The sequence below is a fragment of the Luteitalea sp. TBR-22 genome (assembly GCF_016865485.1).
Taxonomy (GTDB): Bacteria; Acidobacteriota; Vicinamibacteria; order Vicinamibacterales; family Vicinamibacteraceae; genus Luteitalea.
This window is the reverse complement of the sequence record NZ_AP024452.1, coordinates 4,741,368-4,759,504: the sequence shown is the minus strand read 5'-3', so window position 1 is coordinate 4,759,504 and position 18,137 is coordinate 4,741,368. Positions and strand designations below refer to the sequence as shown.

The 18,137-nt window shown below is 71.1% G+C and carries 13 protein-coding genes; 9 read left to right on the top strand and 4 right to left on the bottom strand.

The genetic code is table 11. The features are described 5' to 3' along the window. Positions 1–77: 77 nt before the first annotated feature. Genes TBR22_RS20005 through TBR22_RS19995 form a run of 3 tightly spaced genes read left to right on the top strand, consistent with a single transcriptional unit; the run spans position 78 to position 4,370 of the window. Entirely contained in the window at positions 78–800 is a 723-nt protein-coding gene (locus TBR22_RS20005) for an ABC transporter ATP-binding protein (protein WP_239489597.1), read from the top strand. A gap of 6 nt (positions 801–806) precedes the next feature. Continuing rightward, on the top strand, positions 807–3,173 hold the full coding sequence (locus tag TBR22_RS20000) for an ABC transporter permease (protein WP_239489596.1): 2,367 nt from the start codon (positions 807–809) through the stop codon (positions 3,171–3,173). 9 nt (positions 3,174–3,182) lie between these two features. Then, a complete protein-coding gene (locus tag TBR22_RS19995) occupies positions 3,183–4,370 on the top strand; it encodes an efflux RND transporter periplasmic adaptor subunit (protein ID WP_239489595.1) in 1,188 nt (395 codons plus the stop codon). A gap of 93 nt (positions 4,371–4,463) precedes the next feature. Here TBR22_RS19995 and TBR22_RS19990 read toward each other — a convergent pair whose 3' ends face one another. Beyond that, on the bottom strand, positions 4,464–4,976 hold the full coding sequence (locus tag TBR22_RS19990; RefSeq protein ID WP_239489594.1) for a GNAT family N-acetyltransferase: 513 nt from the start codon (positions 4,974–4,976) through the stop codon (positions 4,464–4,466). Beyond that, on the bottom strand, positions 4,973–7,021 hold the full coding sequence (locus TBR22_RS19985) for an alkaline phosphatase (RefSeq protein ID WP_239489593.1): 2,049 nt from the start codon (positions 7,019–7,021) through the stop codon (positions 4,973–4,975). Before TBR22_RS19985 ends, TBR22_RS19990 begins: the two co-directional genes overlap by 4 nt. 145 nt (positions 7,022–7,166) lie before the next feature. On the opposite strand from TBR22_RS19985, the gene TBR22_RS19980 reads away from it, so the two are divergent. The 6 genes from TBR22_RS19980 to TBR22_RS19955 all read left to right on the top strand — a co-directional run bounded on the left by TBR22_RS19980 (position 7,167) and on the right by TBR22_RS19955 (position 13,649). Further along, positions 7,167–8,303 (top strand): alkaline phosphatase, encoded by a 1,137-nt coding sequence (locus tag TBR22_RS19980; RefSeq protein ID WP_239489592.1) that lies wholly within the window; start codon positions 7,167–7,169, stop codon positions 8,301–8,303. Between the two features lie 43 nt (positions 8,304–8,346). After that, a complete protein-coding gene (locus TBR22_RS19975; protein ID WP_239493511.1) occupies positions 8,347–9,495 on the top strand; it encodes a D-2-hydroxyacid dehydrogenase in 1,149 nt (382 codons plus the stop codon). A 156-nt stretch (positions 9,496–9,651) separates the two neighbouring features. Continuing rightward, the gene (locus TBR22_RS19970; protein ID WP_239489591.1) at positions 9,652–10,611 is read left to right on the top strand and encodes a sugar phosphate isomerase/epimerase; all 960 of its coding nucleotides are present in this window, start codon (positions 9,652–9,654) and stop codon (positions 10,609–10,611) included. 14 nt (positions 10,612–10,625) lie between these two features. After that, on the top strand, positions 10,626–11,783 hold the full coding sequence (locus TBR22_RS19965; RefSeq protein ID WP_239489590.1) for a Gfo/Idh/MocA family protein: 1,158 nt from the start codon (positions 10,626–10,628) through the stop codon (positions 11,781–11,783). Beyond that, the gene (locus TBR22_RS19960) at positions 11,780–12,736 is read left to right on the top strand and encodes a sugar phosphate isomerase/epimerase (protein WP_239489589.1); all 957 of its coding nucleotides are present in this window, start codon (positions 11,780–11,782) and stop codon (positions 12,734–12,736) included. Before TBR22_RS19965 ends, TBR22_RS19960 begins: the two co-directional genes overlap by 4 nt. Positions 12,737–13,088: 352 nt before the next feature. Beyond that, positions 13,089–13,649 carry a PEP-CTERM sorting domain-containing protein gene (locus tag TBR22_RS19955; RefSeq protein ID WP_239489588.1) on the top strand — a complete coding sequence of 187 codons (561 nt, stop codon included), beginning with the start codon at positions 13,089–13,091 and terminating at the stop codon, positions 13,647–13,649. 53 nt (positions 13,650–13,702) lie between these two features. Here TBR22_RS19955 and TBR22_RS19950 read toward each other — a convergent pair whose 3' ends face one another. Both TBR22_RS19950 and TBR22_RS19945 read right to left on the bottom strand, forming a co-directional pair. Further along, entirely contained in the window at positions 13,703–14,953 is a 1,251-nt protein-coding gene (locus tag TBR22_RS19950; protein ID WP_239489587.1) for a M14 family zinc carboxypeptidase, read from the bottom strand. Between the two features lie 106 nt (positions 14,954–15,059). Then, entirely contained in the window at positions 15,060–17,939 is a 2,880-nt protein-coding gene (locus TBR22_RS19945) for a choice-of-anchor tandem repeat GloVer-containing protein (protein WP_239489586.1), read from the bottom strand. Positions 17,940–18,137 lie beyond the last annotated feature (198 nt).

The window sequence follows — 18,137 nt, the reverse complement described above, 5'->3', positions numbered from 1 at the left end:
ACGCCGGACGCCGGACGCCGGACGCGGGAAGCGCGAACGTCGCGCCACGGTGCCCGTGCTGCACTATGCTGGGCCGTATGGCGGCGTCGCCGGAGCCCCCGGTGGTCTTCCGCGCTCGCGGGCTCACCAAGATCTACCGCATGGGCGAGGTCGAGGTGCGGGCGCTGGCCGGCGTCGACCTCGATCTGTACGAGTCCGAGTTGCTGGTGCTGCTCGGACCGTCGGGCAGCGGCAAGTCGACGCTGCTGAACATCCTCGGTGGCCTCGACGTGCCCTCGTCGGGCGAAGTCGTGTACCGCGATCACGTCCTGACCTCGGCCGACGACCGCGCGCTGACCGAGTATCGCCGCGATCACGTCGGCTTCGTCTTCCAGTTCTACAACCTGATCCCGAGCCTCACCGCGCGCGAGAACGTCGCGCTGGTCACCGACATCGCGCGCGACCCGATGGCCCCGGAGGACGCCCTCGGCCTCGTCGGGCTCGGCGCGCGGCTGGATCACTTCCCGTCGCAGCTGTCCGGAGGCGAGCAGCAGCGCGTCGCGATCGCCCGCGCCATCGCCAAGCGCCCCGAGGTGCTCCTCTGCGACGAGCCGACGGGTGCCCTCGACAGCGCCACCGGCGTGCTCGTGCTCGAGGCCATCGATCGGGTGAACCGGGAGTTGGGGACGACCACCGCCGTCATCACGCACAACGCCGGTGTCGCGGCGATGGCCGACCGCGTGGTGTCGCTGGCCGACGGCCGCGTCACGTCCGTCCGCGTCCAGGCGTCCCGGGTCGCGCCACGCGACCTCTCCTGGTGACCGCCGATGCTGCGCGCCCTCGACCGGAAGCTGTTGCGGGATCTCTGGCGCCTGCGGGGCCAGGCGATCGCCATCGGCGCGGTGATGGCGGTCGGCCTGGCGATGTTCGTGGCGTACCTCTCGACCTTCGCCTCGCTGCAGCTCACCCAGCAGGCCTACTACGAGCGTTATCGCTTCGCCGACGTCTTCGCGACGGTGCGCCGTGCGCCACTGAGCCTGCGCAGCCGCCTCGAGGGGATTGCCGGCGTGGCCCGCGTCGACCTGCGCGTCGTCGCCGACGTGACGCTCGACCTGCCGACGCTCGTGGAGCCGGCCACCGGACGCCTCGTCTCGATTCCCGTGCCGCATGTGCCGGTGCTCGACGACGTGTTCCTGCGGCGGGGCCGCTACCCGGAGCCCGGCAGGCCCGACGAGGTGCTCGTCTCGGAGGGCTTCGCACTGGCGCACCGCCTCGGTCCGGGCAGCATCGTGCCGGCGCTGATCAACGGCCGTCGACGGCCGCTGCAGGTGGTCGGCGTGGCGCTGTCTCCGGAGTACGTCTACACGGTCAGGCCCGGTGACGTGATCCCCGACGCATCGCGCTTCGGCATCATCTGGATGGCGCGCGAGGCCCTCGGCGCCGCCTTCGATATGGAAGGCGCGTTCAACGACGTGACGATGGCGCTCGCTCCCGGCGCCTCCGAGCCGGCGGTGCTGGCGGCCGTCGACGACATCCTGCGCCCGTGGGGCGGGCTCGGCGCCATCCCGAGCCGTCTCCAGATCTCGAACTGGTCGCTGAGCAACGAGCTCGATCAGCTGCGCGGCTTCGGACTGATCGTGCCGGCGATATTCCTCGCGGTGGCGGCCTTCCTGCTCAACGTGGTGCTGACGCGCATCGTCGCGGTGCAGCGCGAGCAGATCGCCGCGCTCAAGGCGCTGGGGTACTCGAGCGGCGCGCTCGGCTGGCACTACGTGACGTGGAGCCTCGTCGTCGGTGCCGGCGCCAGCGTGACGGGCCTGGTGGCGGGCGCGTGGATGGGCGGCGGCATCATCGGGATGTACAACGACTACTTCCGCTTCCCGATTCTGCTGTACCGGATGCCGCCAGCGGTGGCCGCGGCCGCCGTGGCCATCAGCCTCGTGGCCTCGGCGCTCGGCGCCCTCGGCGCGGTGAGGCGGGCAGTGCGGCTGCCGCCGGCCGAGGCGATGCGACCCGAGCCGCCGGCCCGCTACCGGGCCAGCCTGGTGGAACGCCTCGGCCTGGGGGCCTGGCTCGGACCCGCGGCGCGCATGGTGGTGCGCAACCTGGAGCGGCAACCGCTCCGCGCGGCCACCTCCATCATCGGCGTGGCCCTCTCGGCCGCCCTGCTGGTCGTCGGCCTGTTCTTCGTCGATGCGATGGCGGAGATGATCCGCGTGCAGTTCGACCTCGTGCAGCGGCAGGACGTCACCGTCGCGCTCGTCGAGCCGCGCGGCGCGCAGGCGCTGCACGACCTCGCGCGCCTGCCTGGCGTGGTCGCCCTCGAGCCGATGCGCGTCGTGGCGGCACGACTGCACGCGGCGCAGCGGTCACGGCAGGTGGCCATCACCGGGCTGCCTGCCGACCCGATGCTCCACCGGGTGGTCGACGTGTCGGGGCACGTGCGCCAGGTGCCGGTCGCCGGGCTGGTGCTGTCGCGAGCCCTCGCCGACGCGTTGCAGGTGCGTGCCGGCGATGGACTCGACGTGGAACTGCTCGAGGGGCGCCGCCGGCGCGCCGTCGTCCCCGTGGCCGGCGTGGTCGACGAGTATCTCGGCCTCTCGGCGTACATGTCACAGCAGGCGCTGGCCGCTCTCGCCGGCGAGGGGCCCGTCGTCTCCGGCGCGCACCTGCGGGTCGATCCGCAGCAGGCCGCGATCCTGCATCGCCGACTCAAGGTGCTGCCGGCCGTTGCCGGCGTGGCGCTCACCGAGGCGATGGTGGAGAGCTTCGACAAGACCCTGGGCGAGACGATGGGCGTGATGATCGCCTTCAACGTCCTCTTTGCCGGCATCATCGCGTTCGGGGTCGCCTACAACGCCGCGCGGGTGTCGTTGTCGGAGCGCAGCCGCGAGCTGGCGAGCTTGCGCGTGCTCGGCTTCACGCGCGGCGAGATCTCCGCCATCCTGCTCGGCGAGCTGGCGGTCGTGACGCTGCTGGCCGTGCCGATCGGCCTGCTGATCGGGTACGGACTGGCCTGGGTGGTGGTGACGGCGTTCCAGACCGAGATGTATCGCTTCCCGCTGGCGGTGGCCCCACGCACGTTCGCGATCGCGGCCGCCGTGGCAATCGCCGCCTCGGCGCTGTCGGGGCTCGTCGTGCGTCGGCAACTCGATCACCTCGACCTGGTGGGTGTGCTCAAGACCCGGGAGTAGAGTGTCGACATGGCCGTGCCCCGCGCCCGCCTCGTTCGTCGCCTGGTGTTGATCCTCGCCGCGACGCTGCTGGTGGCGCTGGCGGCGTGGAGCCTGCGCCCGCGCCCGCTGCCCGTGGAAAGCGCGATCGCGTCGACCGGCCCACTTGTCGTCACGGTCGACGAGGATGGCGAGACCCGCGTGCGCGACCGCTACGTGGTGTCGGCGCCGGTTGCGGGCCGCGTGCTGCGGATCGGCCTCGAGCCGGGTGAGCCCGTGCGGGCGGGCGCCGTCGTCGCGACGCTGCAGCCCGCGCCGGCCTCGCTGCTCGACGAGCGGACCCGCGCCGAGCTCGGCGCCCGACTGGGCGCGGCGCAGGCGGCCGTGCGGGCAGCGGGCGCCGAGGAGGCACGCATGCGCGTGCAGGTCGAGCAGGCCGATCGTGAACTGGCGCGGGTACGTCGGCTGCTCGCGGCAGGCGCCGTGTCGGGTGAGCGTGCCGAGGCCGTCGAGGTCGCCGCGGCCACGGCGCGACAGGCGATGGCGGTGGCGCGCGAGCGCGTGGTCGGCGCGGAGGCCGACCTGCGGCAGGTGCGGGCTGCCCTGGCGCCCGCCAACGCGGCCGCCGCCCGGGCCATCGAGGTGCGTGCCCCGGTCGATGGCCTGGTGCTGCGCCGGCTCCGCGAGAGCGAGTCCGTCGTGCCGCAGGGCGAGCCGCTGCTCGAGATCGGCAACGTCACGCAACTGGAGGTCGTGGCCGATTTCCTCTCGACCGATGCCGTGCACATCGCCGCCGGACAGCGGGCACTGATCGAGGGCTGGGGCGGGGCGACGCCGCTGCAGGGGCGCGTCCGGCGCGTCGAGCCCGGCGGCTTCACCAAGGTCTCCGCACTGGGCGTCGAGGAGCAGCGGGTCAACGTGGTGGTCTCACTCGACCCGCTGCCGGCCGGCGTGGTGCTCGGCGATCACTACCGGGTCGACGTGCGCGTGATCGTCTGGGAGGCGCCGCGAGTGGTCACCGTGCCGGTGGGATGCCTGGTGCGAGAGGGGGATGGCTGGATCGTGTTCGTGATTCGCGACGGTCGCGCGCGGCGCACGCCGGTCACCATCGGCCACCGCAACGGCGTGGCTGCCGAGGTCGTATCGGGCCTCGCCCCCGGCACGCGCGTCATCGCGTTCCCTGGCGCAGGCGTGGCCGACGACGTCCGGGTGGAGTGAGGGCCGGGCAGGGCGTCCTTCCTTCGAGATCGCTCCGCGCAGGCGGCGGCGTTGCCACAGCGTCGAGCCAACGGCGGGGTGGGACACCCCGCCCTATGTCTGTGTCTTCGTCCACTCCTCGCGCAGCATCCCCATCATCAGGATGTCGTCGGCCTGGCCGTCGATGAGGCGCGCGGCGCGGCGTCGCCCTTCCTCGACGAACCCCAGTCGCAGGTAGAGCCGATGCGCCCGGGTGTTGGACGCGAACACCTCGAGCTCGATGCGCTGGAATCGCTCGAACCCGAGCCGCAGCGCGGCCTGCAGCAGCGCCGGGCCGATCCCCTGGCCACGTGCATCCGCGGCCACGCCCATGCCGAGGCGGCCGTAGTGCGTCAGCCCCTCGAAGGGCCCGGGCAGGATGTCGGTCCAGCCGACCAGCCGCTCGCCGCTCACGGCGACGAGGGCGACGCCGCCACCGGCCTCGACGTGCGCGAGGTAGTCGCGCGTCTGTTGCAGCGTGAACGGCTGCGTGGCGCCGAGATAGCGCCGCTCCAGCGCCACGGCCCCGACCAGCGCCTGCAGTGCCGCCACGTCGTCGGCCGTCGTGGGACGGATGATCGCCGTCACGGCGCCCCCGGTGCGACCGGCGGTTCCTGCGGCCCGGGACCCCGGTGCCCGGCAGCCGGCGCCCGAGGCGTCGCGCTGCGCCTTCCGGTGCCCGGTGCCCGCGTGGCGGTGCCCGGCCCGGCCTGGTACGTCCCCGCGGCGGCGCGCAGGATCTTGAGCAGCACGTCGGTGTTCTCGTACACGCCCGTGAACTGCCACGCGCCCGGCCCGCTGGCCGACAGCGGCACGTCGGTGGCCGTGTGGCCGGCGAACGTGTGGCCGTTGGACGCCGTGTCGGCCGGGCAGCCCGCCGGATCGGGACACCTCGTCTCGCCGTTCTCGATGGTGCCGGCGACCAGGAACCCGGGCATCTCTCCCGCCTTGGCGCGCGCCGGGTTGGCCACCGACACCAGTCGCCCGTCGTCCTTCTTCTCGAGCACGGCGGCTTCGGTCTGCACGCGATCGGACGTCCAGTTCTCGTGATGGTCCGGCGCCGCGGCCCATCCGAGCAGCAGCTTGCGCGACGGGTTCGGGTCGACGGGGAAGCCGCGCTCGTCGACCACGTAATTGGGGCTGAAGTCGAGCACCTGCTCGGGCAGGAAGCGGAACACGGCCGCGTAGTCACGCACCGCCTTGCCCAGCCTGGCCGGGGCGTACCGCTCGTTGCCGACGCCGATGATCGCCATGCCGCCGCACTCGTGATCGGCCGTCACGATCACCAGCGTGTCGTTGTCGGGATTGGCGTCGCCGTTGGTCCTGGCCGCGAACTCCAGCGCCACGGCGACCGCGCGGTCGAACTCGATGGTGTCCCAGATCGAGCGCTCCTGATCGGCGGCGTGCGCGCGCTTGTCGATCGAGGCGCCCTCGACCATGAGGTAGAAGCCGGCGGGCGAGTGCGCCGACAGCGACTTCAGCGCCGCCCTGGTCATGTCCTCCAGCATCGGCGTGTCGCGATACGCGGCGTTCTTCTCGAGCGAGAGCTCGTCGCTGTAGCGCCCGGCGCCGACCTTGTCGAAGGCGACGACGAGGTGGGACTGGTGGAAGAGGCCCAGCATGGCCTTCGGCGCCGGCGTCGCCGGGTCGAGCACGGCCTTCACGTCGGCGCCGGTGCGCAGGGTGCGATAGCCAGCCGCGGCGAACTCGTCGACGAGGTTGCGGGCGTCGGGGCGTGAGCCGCCGCCCGCCTTCGGCGCGAAGTGTGCGGCGCCACCGCCGAGCAGCACCGACACGCCGTTGGTCCTGCGCTCGTCGAAGAACTGCGCGGCGATGCCCGGACCGGCAAAGCGGCTCGACGTGTGCGCCGCGTTGGCGGCAGGTGTCGAGTCGGTGAGGTCGGCCGTCGTCACGATGCCGACGTTGAAGCCCGGACCGCGGGTGCGACGCAGGATCTCGCCGAGGTACTCGATGCGCGGGTTGTCGAACTGGTCGGGCGTGTTGTCGGGGAACACGCCTTCCTGGTTGTTGGACGCCTTCTGGCCCGTCACGTAGCTCGACATCCCCGGCGACGAGTCGGTGATGACGTCGTTCAGCGATCCGGTCATCACCATGCCCGTCACGTCCAGCGTGTCCATGGCGAGCCTGCCGCCGGCCTTGCCGTTGCGCCAGCCGCGCGACACCAGGCGCGCCGCCGTGCGGTGCGCCGCCCCCATGCCGTCGCCGAGCAAGAGGATGACGTTGCGGGCCCGGGGCCGTCCTGCGCGCACTGGCCCTGCCCAGGCCTCGACGCGCACGTGGGACTCGGCGGTCGCGCCGTCGGCGGTCGTCGCGCGAATGACCAGCGGCCCGGCCGTGCTACGGCTGAACCGGCGGGCGAGGAAGTTGGTGGTGCCTGCGGCGGCCCCGTCCTGCGCCTTCGGATCGTTGCGCCCGGTCCACTCCGTGCCATCGACCCACACGCGCAGGCCCGCGGGCGCGACCGTGCCGTCGCCGGTCGCCTCGACCCGGATGTCGACCAACTGGCCCGCCGCAAGCGTGCTGCCGTCGGGCGGCATGATGCGGATGGACGTCGCGGCGTGCGCCGACGAGGCTGCGGCCAGGACGGACAGGAGCAGGAGCAGGCGTCGCATGGCCGCATCATAGCCGCGCGTCGGCGGGGACGCGCGGTTGCCCGCTCGGTCCCGCCGCTGTCGGGCCGTCACGGCCGAGCCGCCGGCCTCGCGGCGTCGCGCGCGCGAGAGGCGATCGTCACCGAGGCTTCGTATACTCGGCGCCATGAAGAAGGCGCTCATCCTCCTGATGCTCGTGGTGCCCGTGCTGGTGTCGGCACAAGGGCGCGCGCGCAACGTCGTCCTCGTGATCGCCGACGCCGGTGGCCTCGGGACCCTCACGGCCGCCAGCCTGCACGCGACGGGGACGTCGCGGGGGCTGTTCGTCCAGTCGCTGCCGCACGTCGGGCTCTCCGACACGTCCACGGCCTCGCAGATCGTCACCGACTCGGCGGCCGGCATGACCGCCATCGTGACCGGCCAGAAGACGCACAACGGCGTCATCTCGCAGGCGGCCGACACGGTGAAGGGCCAGGCCGACGGCACCGCGCTCAAGACCATCCTCGAGTACGCCGAGCAGCATGGGCTGTCCACGGGGCTGGTCACCAACGACTCGTTGTACGGGGCGACGCCCGCGGCGCTCTACGCGCACGCCAACGACCGCGCGCAGAGCGCCGTCATCTTCAGGCAGGCCTTCGCGCCCCGGTTCGGCGACGGGGTGGACGTGATGATCGGCCCCGGCCGTGCGGCGCTCACCAGGTCGCTCGCGGCCGCCGGCACCAGTCTCGAGGCGCTCTCCAGCGGCGCCGGCCGGCCGATTCACGGGTCGCTGGCCGAGGTGCCTGCCGACGCCCGTCGCGCCATCGTGCTGCTCGACTCGTCGGCCTTCGACATCCAGGAGGCCGCGCTCGCCGCGCAGAAGATCCTCGCGCGCAACAAGAAGGGGTACTTCCTCATGGTCGAGGGCGACACGCACACCGACAACGTGCGTCAGGGCCTCGACCGCATGGTGGCCCTCGACAAGGCCGTCGCGGCCCTCTCGAAAGTGATCGGGCGCGACACGCTGCTCGTCTTCACCGCCGACCATTCCTTCGACCTGGCGCTGCGCGCGGGCCGGCTCGGTGCGCCGCTGCTCGAGGGCCTCGAGGCCGAGCAGGCCAGGGCGGAAGAGGAGAAGCGGCGCAACATCCGCATCCCGACGATCCGGATGGACAACGGGCACACGGGCGAGCCGGTGATGGTCGCGGCCACCGGGCCCGGCGCCGAGCGCGTGCGCGGCTACATGCGCAACACCGACATCTTCGGGGTGATGCTGCAGGCCTTCGGATGGAGGGCCGACGACGCGCCGAGCGGTCGGCAGTAGACTGGCGGCTCCCGTCCGACCACCGGAGGTCCCCGTGTCCTTGATGCTGCCGTTCCGCCTGCTGCTCGGCCCGACCCTCGCCTGTGCCCTCGTCGTGCCGCTGCTGGCGCAGCCCGACGACGCACGCGTCGCCCGCCTGGTGGCCGAACTCGGGTTGCGGGAGGCGGCGCAGCCGCTCAGCGCGCAGCCGGGCTGGACCGCGCCGCGGCGCATCCTGGTGCGGGACCTCACCCCCGAACGACGCGCCTGGCTGCAGCCTGCCGCGCCGGGCGTGGAACTGGTGGGCGCCGGCTCGTTCTCCGAAGCGCGTGACGCGGCGCGCGAGGTCGACGCCGTGCTCGGCTTCTGCGAGGACGACGTGCTGGCTGGCGGGCCGCGCATCCGCTGGGTGCAGACCTACAACGCCGGCGTCGAGCGTTGCCTGGCCAGCCCGATCTTCCGTGAGCGCGGCATCCTGCTCACCAACATGCAGCGCATCGCCGGACCGGTGATGGCCGAGCACGTCATGGCGCTGGTCCTGGCCCATGCCCGCGGCCTGCCGGGCTACATCGTCGCGCAGCGCGAGGGGCGGTGGGCGCGCGGCGGCGCGCCGGGCACGCCCGGCCTGCCCTCGCTCCCCGGCGGCGACCAGCCCGCGCAGGCCCTCACGGGACGCACGATGCTGGTCGTCGGGTACGGCGGCATCGGCAGCGAGGTGGCCAGGCGGGCACACGCCTTCGGCATGACGGTGATTGCCATCCGGAACACGCCCGGGCCGTTGCCGGACGGGGTGTCGCGCATGGGACTGTCGGGCGACCTGCTGGCCTTCGCCCGTGACGCCGACGTCATCGTCGACACGCTGCCGCTGACGGCCGACACGCGCGGGATGATGGGCGCGGCGTTCTTCGCGGCGGTGAAGAAGGGGGCGTTCTTCGTCAACGTCGGGCGCGGCGGCACCGTCGACACCGAGGCGATGACCAAGGCGCTGCAGGAGGGGCGGCTCGGCGGCGCCGGCCTCGACGTGACTGCGCCGGAGCCACTCCCGGCGGGGCATCCCCTCTGGTCGATGCCCAACGTCATCCTGACGCCGCACGTGGCGGCCGACTCGGAGATCGACGAGGACATCCGCTGGCACCTGGTTCGCGAGAACCTGCGGCGGTACGTGTCGGGCGGACGGATGCTGTCGGTGGTCGATCCCGCGCGCGGCTACTGAGGTGGCAATTTGAAGTTCGAAATTTGAAATGCGCGAGGGCGCGGCTGCGCCGCAGCCCCGGCGAGATGTCCCGAGCGGCGAGGCCGAGAGGCCGGCCGCCGATCAATTTCCAATTTCAAATTTCAAATTGCCGACGCGTCGGATATCGTGCTGCCCATGCACAGGAGGGAGTTCCTCGGCGCGCTCGCCGCGTCGGGTCTGGCGTCGCGGCTCGAGGCGCGGTCGCGTGTCGGCGAGCAACCGGCGGCAGCTGCAGCCGTCTCCGCCGGCGCACCGACGCGCTTCCAGTACGCCTGCATGACGCTGCCGTACGCGGCCTTCCCGCTCGACCGCGCGCTCACCGGCATCAGGGCGGCCGGCTACGACCACGTGGCGTGGGGCGTCACGCACAAGGACACGGGCGGCCAGCAGCGCCCGGCGATGGACGTCGCGGCGCCGCCGTCGGAGGCCGCCGCGCTCGCGCGTCGCTGCCGCGACCTCGGGCTCACGCCGGTCATGATGTTCTCGACGGTGTTCCTCGAGGAACCCAACGCCACCGACGACCACCGCCGGCGCATCGCGCAGGCCGCGGCAGCGGGTATCCCCTATCTGCTCACCTTCGGTCGCACCCGTCCCGGCGAGTACGAGCGCGTCGTCGCCTGCCTGAAGGCGATCGGCCCCGATGCGCGCAAGGCGGGCGTGACGGTCCTCATCAAGCAGCATGGGGGCAACACCGCCACCGGCGCGATGTGCGCGCGGATCATCCGCGAGGTCGGTGACGAGGGCGTCCGGATGTGCTATGACGCCGGGAACGTGCTCGACTACGAGAGCCACGACCCGATTGCCGACATCGCCACCTGCGTCGGCGACGTGCGCGCCTTCGCCATCAAGGACCATCGCGACTGGCCGAAGGACGAGGACTGCGGGCCCGGCTTCGGCGAGATCGATCACTACCGCCTGTTGCAGCCCGTCATGCGCACCGGGCTGACCATGCCGCTGGTCTTCGAGAACATCTTCGAGCCCCTGGTGCCGCGCCCGTCGACGCCCGAGGGCATCGACGCCCTGGCGCGCCGCGCCAGGGAGTACGTGCAGAGTGTCATCGGCGGCCTGCAGGCGCAGGCGGCCCGTCCCGCGTGAAAGGCCGGACTTCCGTGAACCACGACCTCACCCGACGCCAACTGCTCGAGGCCGGCGCCTCGATTGCCACGTCTGCGGCGCTTGCGTCCCGTGTCGCCGCGCAACCCCAGATCGTCGTCCCGGCGGCCCCCGTGCCCAACGCCATTCCCACCGCCGTCATCGGCACCGGCGGACGCGGCACGCAGGACCTGCGTTCGGTGCTCGAACTCGGCAAGGTCGTCGCGCTCTGCGACACCAAGGCCGACCGGCTCTCGGCGGCCGCGACGCTCGCGGCCCGCGACACCCCGACGACCGTCAGCGACTGGCGGCGCGTCATCGACCGCAAGGACGTGGAGGCCGTGGTCATCGCGACGCCGCCGCACCTGCACGCGGAGATGGCGGTCGCGGCGCTGCAGTCGGGCAAGCACGTCTACTGCGAGAAGCCGGTGGCGATCACCCCCGCGTCGGTGCAGGCGGTGGTGAAGGCCGTCAAGGCGTCGGGCAAGGTGTTCGTGACGGGGCAGCAGCTCCGCTCGTACAAGCGCCTGCAGGCCGCCGTTGGCAAGATCCGCAGTGGCGCGATTGGCGACGTGCTGATGGTGAAGGCGCAGCGCCACTCCGAGTCCGACCTGAGCCACACCGGGTCGTCGGCCGACTGGTTCTTCGACGTCGAGAAGTCCGGCGGCTACCTGATCGAGATGTCGGTCCACAACCTCGATCTGTGCAACTGGGCGGTCGGCGCCACGCCGCTCAAGGCCGCCGGCTTCGGCGGCATCCTGCTGTACAAGGACGACCCGCCGGGCCGCTCCATCATGGACGGCTACACCCTCAGCTACGACTATCCCGGCGGCGTGAAGCTGTACTTCACGCAGATGGTCTTCCACCCGAAGGGCCTGCCGGGCGGCGGGCAGTTCGTGCACGTGTACGGCCAGAAGGGCGCCTGCGACCTGATGGGCGACACCAATGTGTACCCGCTCGACGGCAAGACGCCGCCGACGATGCTGGCCGACAAGGTGGACGAGCACCCGAGCGCGCACATGCAGGCCTTCTACGACTGCATTCGTGGCACGGGGAAGAACCCGGCCGACATCACCGTGGGCGCGACCGGCGCGCTCACCGCCATCATGGGCCACCAGGCCATCACCACCGGCAAGGTCGTCGAGTGGAAGAGCATCGCAGGAGATCTCTCGTGAACACGTCGTCGCGTCGTCAGTTCCTCGCGTCCACCGTTGCCGTGCCCGCTGCCGCGGCCCTCGGCGCCATCGCCGCACCCGTGCCGACACTGGCCCAGGCCAGGGGCAAGGCGCCGCTGTACAAGATCTCGCTGGCGGAGTGGTCCATCAACCAGCCGCTGCGCAAGCAGACGATGCAGCACCTCGATTTCGCGAAGATCGCCAGGTCGTGCGGGGTCGACGCCATCGAGTACGTCAACCAGTTCTTCATGGACAAGGCGACCGACGCGGCCTACCTCGCGGAGATGAACACCCGCGCGAAGGGCGAGGGCGTCACGCAGGTCCTGATCATGTGCGACCGCGAGGGCAACCTCGGCGATCCCGACGCGGCCAAGCGCCAACAGGCGGTCGAGAACCACTACAAGTGGGTCACGGCAGCCAAGACCCTCGGGTGCCACTCCATCCGTGTCAACGCCTACAGCAGCGGCACGCCCGAGGAGCAGCAGAAGCTGGTGGCTGACGGCCTGCACAAGCTCTGCGTGTTTGCCGACACCCACGGACTGAACGTGATCATCGAGAACCACGGCGGCCTGAGCAGCAATGCGAAGTGGCTGATGCAGACCATCAAGCTGGCCGACCACAAGCGCGCCGGCACGCTGCCCGACTTCGGCAACTTCTCGATCTCGCGGCCGACCCAGGCCAACCCGGATGCGAAGGTGGAGAGCTACGACTCGTACGTCGGCGTCCAGGAGATGATGCCGCTGGCCAAGGGCGTCAGCGTCAAGCCGACGGTGTGGGACTTCAAGGGCAACCAGAGCCCGCTCGACTACCCCCGGATGATGAAGATCGTCGTCGACGCCGGGTACCACGGCTACTGCGGCATCGAACACGGCGCGGCTGGCCGTGAACTGGACAGCATCCGGGAGGTGCGCCAGCAGCTCGAGGCGGCGCGGGATCAGCTGTCGAAGGGCTGATGGACTCGGGTCTCAGCTCCTGAGACCCGAGGCAGGGAACTCTCGGGCCGGCCCCCACGTCTTCTCGCGATGTGTCATTTCGTCGCACCCCCGCGGCTCCCCAGCCTTCGACTCGTACGCTTGTCGTATCTCACTGGCTGGGAAGTCGGGTTTGGCCATCGGTGGGGGGGGATTTGCCTCGCGCCCCCCACACGGTTCCGCCAGGCCGGTGCGCCGGGCCACGTTGAGAAGCGGGGCATCGAGGGACATGCCTGTGGTTCGTCGTACGATCGTTGCGGCAGCTTTCATGGTGACTTCGCTTGCCGCTGGTGCCGCCCACGCGGCGCCGGTTTACTGGACAGACTGGACGGGAATGACGCCGACAGGCGCCGAGGGGACGATGAACGTCGACGGCACGGCCGTCGGCGTCACCTTCACCGGGCCGCTCAACTTCCTCACGACGGGCCCCGGAACCAATTACTGGAATCCGTCGGCGCCGTACCTGAGCCCCACCGTCGACAATGCCCCACCAGCATCGGACATCGTCAGCCTCAACCGGGGCGGGACCAAGACGATCGCGTTCTCGCGGCCGGTCAAGAATCCACTCATCGCGCTCGTGAGCTGGAACGGCAACACGGTGGACTTCGGGGTTCCCATCGAGGTGCTCAGCTTCGGGGCCGGGTTCTACGGTAACGGCACGCCCATCCTGAATCCGGGCGGCACGGGCTTCTTCGGCAATGGCGAGGTACACGGCGTGATTCGCCTGCCGGGTACGTTCTCGCAGATCACGTTCACCGACTCGACCGAGGGCTGGCACGGCTTCACGGTCGGTGTGCAGGAACTGCCGAACAACGATGTCCCTGAGCCGGCCAGCCTGGCCCTCGCCAGCCTCGGGCTCGTGGCCGTGGCGCGCTTGCGCCGCCGTTCGAAGTAACAGTGCTGGACCCTGCGCGGCAGCGTCGTGCTGCCGCGCACCCGGAGTCCCCCTTACCGATCCCTGAAGTACACCTCGAACACGCCCGGCAACGAGGCGCCGTACTCCTGCCACAGGGCGGCCGAGGTCGGTGACTGCCGACCCTCGACGCGGTTGGCGTTGAGTTCGTGCACCAGGGCGTCGATGCCATAGCGCTCGAGCCACCCGTCGCCGAGGGTGCCCGAGTTGCGGAACGACCCCTCGGTGTGTCCCTCGGTGAACCACGTGCGCGCGCGCAGGAGCGCCTCCAGGCGCGCCATCCGCGCCAGGTAGGCGTCGAGCCCCGGCACCGGTGGTCGCGAGAGGTGCAGCAGGCCGCGCCCGTCGTTGTGCAATTCGATGGCGAGGTCCGGCGTGCGGCCACGCGCGATCATCGCCTCGAGCCAGTGCTCCAACGCCGCGTTCTCCGGCACCAGGGCCGGATCCGCGGGCCTGTCCCAGTTGCGGTTCAGGTCCTTGCCGTTCACGTTGAAGCGCGTGCCGCCGCGGGCCACGCCGTCCTTGTTGGCCATCGGCAGGACGTAGACCGCGTACTGCCCACGCCACCGCGCGGCGTCCGCGTCGTCGCGCAGCAACCGCTCGACGAGCCCGTGCATCACCCAACTGCTGCCTGCTTCCCACGGGTGCGCGCGGGCGCGCAGGAAGACGCGCCGCGGCGCGTCCTCGCGGCCGATGCGGATCACTTCGAGAGAGCGCCCCTGCACCGTGCTGCCGATGGTGGTGACCGCCGCGTGCGGACTCCGCCGTGCGCTGGCCAGGAGGCGATCGAGGTCCGAGAGGCGATACGGCTGCATGCGCGCCAGGTGCAGCGCGCCGCCGGGCGGCAGCGTCACCGTCACCCTCACACGGTTGCCCGGCAACGCGTCGGTGGGCACGGTCGTCCAGGCCTGGCCGTCGGGTGACAGCGCCACCGTCGTCAGCTCACCCGCGACCGAGCCCGGCTGCCCGTTCCATACGTTGTCGAGGTTGACGAACTCCAGCGTGATCCGAGCAGAGGGGCGCCCCACCAGTCGGAAGTGGATGTGCCCGGCGGCCCTGTTCGGCGAGTCGCGCTCGTGGTCGTACAGCAGGTGCACCCGGTACGCGTCGTCCTCGCCACGCTCGTACCACAGCGGCGAGGCGTTCTCGATGCCCGTGTCGATGAAGGCGAGATCGGGTGGCTTCCTTGATGGCGAGGTCGGCGCCTGGGCGTTCGCGACGCCACTGGCCACCAGAGCGAGAACGAGGACGACCGGACCGCCGACGGCAGAACGAAGGGTGGGCACGGCGCATCGTGTGCCGGCAAGGCCACCGCCCGCAACGGCGACCTGCACGGCCGGCCTGCCGCGCGGCGGCGTCGTGCTGCCGCGCGTCAGGACGCAAGGCAGCCTCCTACGGGTGACCGGCGCCGAGCCGGATGTGGCCAAGGTACTCCGCGTCGGTGAACCACAGGCCATCCGAGGCCGAGATGATGTCGTGGGGGGAGGAGCCCGGACCTGCCGGCGCCTCGGTGATGACTCCATCCGTCGTGAGACGGCCGATTTTCCTCGCCCACGTCTCGGTGAACCACAGCGCGCCATCCCCTCCGAGCGTGATATCCGCAGGTCCGCCGTCCCGCGTCGGCACGCGGTACGTCGAGATGACGCCGTCGGTCGTGAGGCGTCCAACCGTGTTTCCGGTCAGGCAGGTGAACCAGAGGGCCGGGTTCTTTCCAGCGGCGATCCGCAGGGGCGCGCAGGACGGGGGCATCGTGTGCTCCGTGATCTCACCGACCGTCGTGATGCGGCCGATCGTGTTGCGATTGACCGCCGTGAACCACAACGCCCCGTCCGGGCCCGTGACGATGTCGGTGGGGTCGTTGCTGGCGGCCGATGGCAACCGGTAGTGGCTCAGGTCGCCACTTGTCGTGATGCGGCCAATCCCGCCGGACTCGGTGAACCACAGGGCTCCGTCCGGTCCACTGGTGATCAGGTACGGGTTGGAATCGGCCGGCAGCCGGAACATGGTCAAGCCGCCTTCGGTCGTCATGCGTCCGATCCGGTTGCCGCGGATCTGCGTGAACCACAGCGCGTTGTCGGGGCCGGTCGTCAGCCCGTAGGTCCCGGCTCCGCCCGCGATGTTGCTGGACGGCAGGGGGAACTCCGTAATCGTGCCGTCGGTCGCGACGCGCCCGATGGCGTCGCGGCGGATGAGGGTCGTGCACCCTGGATCCTCGCACCTCGAGAGGGTGCACCACACGGCGCCGTCCGGTCCTTCGGCCAGCGACCAGACGTGGCCGTTGGCGGGTACCAGGTAGCTCTGGAGACCCAGCGACACGCTCACGCGCAGCTTGAAGAGGTTGTCTTCGCTTGCCTCGGTCACCTGCCCGTCGGCATCGGCAAGTGCGAGCAGGAAGTAGTCACCCGCGGGAAGCTGCAATGTGGCCGACGAGTGATGGTGCTCCAGGCTGTCGGGCGAACCGATGTCGAACTCCGCCAGCAGGACGGCGTCGCTCAGCGCACCCCGCTGCGATCGATAGAGACGCGTCACCGACGGGCCAGCCGTGCCACCGCCGGTGTTCGCGGTGTAGACGGAAATGGTGGTCGGGGTACTCGACGTCGGCGCGGTCGGCTCGAGTTCGATCCCGGTCCCACCCACCGCACCGAGTTTCTTGATCACCAGGTTGGGCCCGACGACGATCGTGCGTCGCTTCGTGTTGTCGAACTCCAGCGACTCCCGGACCAGGTGTTCGCCGTCAGCCCAGGCAAACAGGGTGTAGACCCCAGGCTGGGCGGGTAGCGCCGCAGTGGTCTCGCCCGTGCTCGTCGCTCCAGCCTGCAAGGATGGCAGGCTCCTGCTGGTGAGAGGCGTGGCGTCAGGCAGGCTGTCGTAGGCCGACCAGGCATACGTCGTGCTGGAGGGCGTCGAGGCTGTCGCGCCGATGTTGGCGACCGTGTCGCGCAGCGTGATCGTCGCGCCGGTCGCGGCCCTGGACGGGGCCTGGAAGGCCTTCACGCGCAGGTTCGGCAGCGGGCCATCGTCGAGCAGCGCGATTCTGAAGGCCTGGTCGCACGCTGCGTCCAGACTGGCGCACTCCAGCATCGTGCCGTAGAGGTCGCCATCGGCGGCCTGCAGCAGTGTGTAGGGATAGATGCCCAGGCGTCCGCCCTCGAAGGCATGAAGCGTCGTGCGGCTGCCCTGGAGGGTCAGCCGGAATACCGTGCCGCACCGATGACCCGGGAGACATTCGACACCGCCGACCTGCGTCACCCCGTAGAGGTGCCCGTCGCGACCCGCCGCCAGCGCCGAGGGCCAGTTACCGTCGTCTGCGCTGCCGCTGAAACTGAAGAGCGTGTCGATGTGGCCAACCATGTCGAGGCGGAAGACCGCCCCGCATCCCGAGTAGCCGAAGCGTTCGGCCTGCAGGGGAACGCACGGGATCGCACTGCGCATCACGCCGTAGAGCGCGGCATCGGCCTCCTGGTAGACGAGGTCGGAGGGCTCGGGAAACTCCCCGAGGACTTCGGGGAAGGTCACCAGCGTCGTGACGGTGCCGTCGATGGACCGGCGGAAGACGGTGCCGCAACCGAGACCGAGGCAGCCGGTGTTTCCTCCGAGGCGCGTGACCCCGTACAAGTCGCTGCCGACCCGCACCAGCGTGCCGCGCGGAGCCCAGCCGTCGACGGCTCGGAACTGGTGCACCGTCGAGAACGAACCGTCGAGACGCAGCCGATAGATCGTTCCGCACGGGCTGCGCCCGGCTGACCCGCACGCGCGTAGCCCTCCGCCGGTCGTGAGGCCATAGAGGTCGCCGCCATCCTGCGTGAGCCCGCTGCTCGGCGAGGCGTCGCAGTCGAAGGCGTGAACCCTGGTGACCGCTCCGGACGGGGTGAGCCGGAACACGGTGCCGCAGCCTGGTCTCGTCGGACTCCACCCAGGCCCGCCGCCGCGCGTCACGCCGTACAGGTTGCCGTCGTCGGCGACGAGCAGGGGCTGGCCCTCCAACGGCGATGCGCCTTCAGGCCCCGAGAAGTCGTGGAGCCGGGTGCGCCTGCCGTCGGTGGTGATGCTGAAGACGGTGCCAAGGCCCTTCTTGCCGCCTGAGACGGTCGTGCCGAACAGGGTGCCATCGGCGGCCCGGACCAACGGGTTGACGAGCCCCGCGCCGGAGGGCGCAGGAAGCGCCTCGACGGCGACGTCGGACTGGGCGACCGCGAAAGGCGCGGCTGACACCCCCGAGATCGTGGCCGCGACGAGCCAGGTGAGTCCGGTGTGGCGCCACTGGGTAGCCATACGCCTCCTCCCGCAGCGACAGTGCCTGCGTCAGGGAGGGGCGACTGCAAGGTGCGATCCCGGGAAGACCGTCAGCGGTGCGCCCCGCTCGTCGGCGTCCTGGCGGACGGCCCGGATTTCTTCGCAGCACCTCTGGGAAAGTGCCCACCGGACCGACGTGGCGACATCACGACGCTCGTCGTGCGGCGCCTGCCGGTC

What these genes read in the sequence shown, in the direction of transcription:
- TBR22_RS19970 (WP_239489591.1), top strand. Translation starts at nt 9,652, where the DNA reads ATGCACAGGAGGGAGTTCCTCGGCGCGCTCGCCGCGTCGGGTCTGGCG.
- TBR22_RS19945 (WP_239489586.1), bottom strand. Translation starts at nt 17,939, where the DNA reads ATGGCTACCCAGTGGCGCCACACCGGACTCACCTGGCTCGTCGCGGCC.
- TBR22_RS19985 (WP_239489593.1), bottom strand. Translation starts at nt 7,021, where the DNA reads ATGCGACGCCTGCTCCTGCTCCTGTCCGTCCTGGCCGCAGCCTCGTCG.
- TBR22_RS19955 (WP_239489588.1), top strand. Translation starts at nt 13,089, where the DNA reads ATGACGCCGACAGGCGCCGAGGGGACGATGAACGTCGACGGCACGGCC.
- TBR22_RS19995 (WP_239489595.1), top strand. Translation starts at nt 3,183, where the DNA reads ATGGCCGTGCCCCGCGCCCGCCTCGTTCGTCGCCTGGTGTTGATCCTC.
- TBR22_RS20000 (WP_239489596.1), top strand. Translation starts at nt 807, where the DNA reads ATGCTGCGCGCCCTCGACCGGAAGCTGTTGCGGGATCTCTGGCGCCTG.
- TBR22_RS20005 (WP_239489597.1), top strand. Translation starts at nt 78, where the DNA reads ATGGCGGCGTCGCCGGAGCCCCCGGTGGTCTTCCGCGCTCGCGGGCTC.
- TBR22_RS19980 (WP_239489592.1), top strand. Translation starts at nt 7,167, where the DNA reads ATGAAGAAGGCGCTCATCCTCCTGATGCTCGTGGTGCCCGTGCTGGTG.
- TBR22_RS19975 (WP_239493511.1), top strand. Translation starts at nt 8,347, where the DNA reads ATGCTGCCGTTCCGCCTGCTGCTCGGCCCGACCCTCGCCTGTGCCCTC.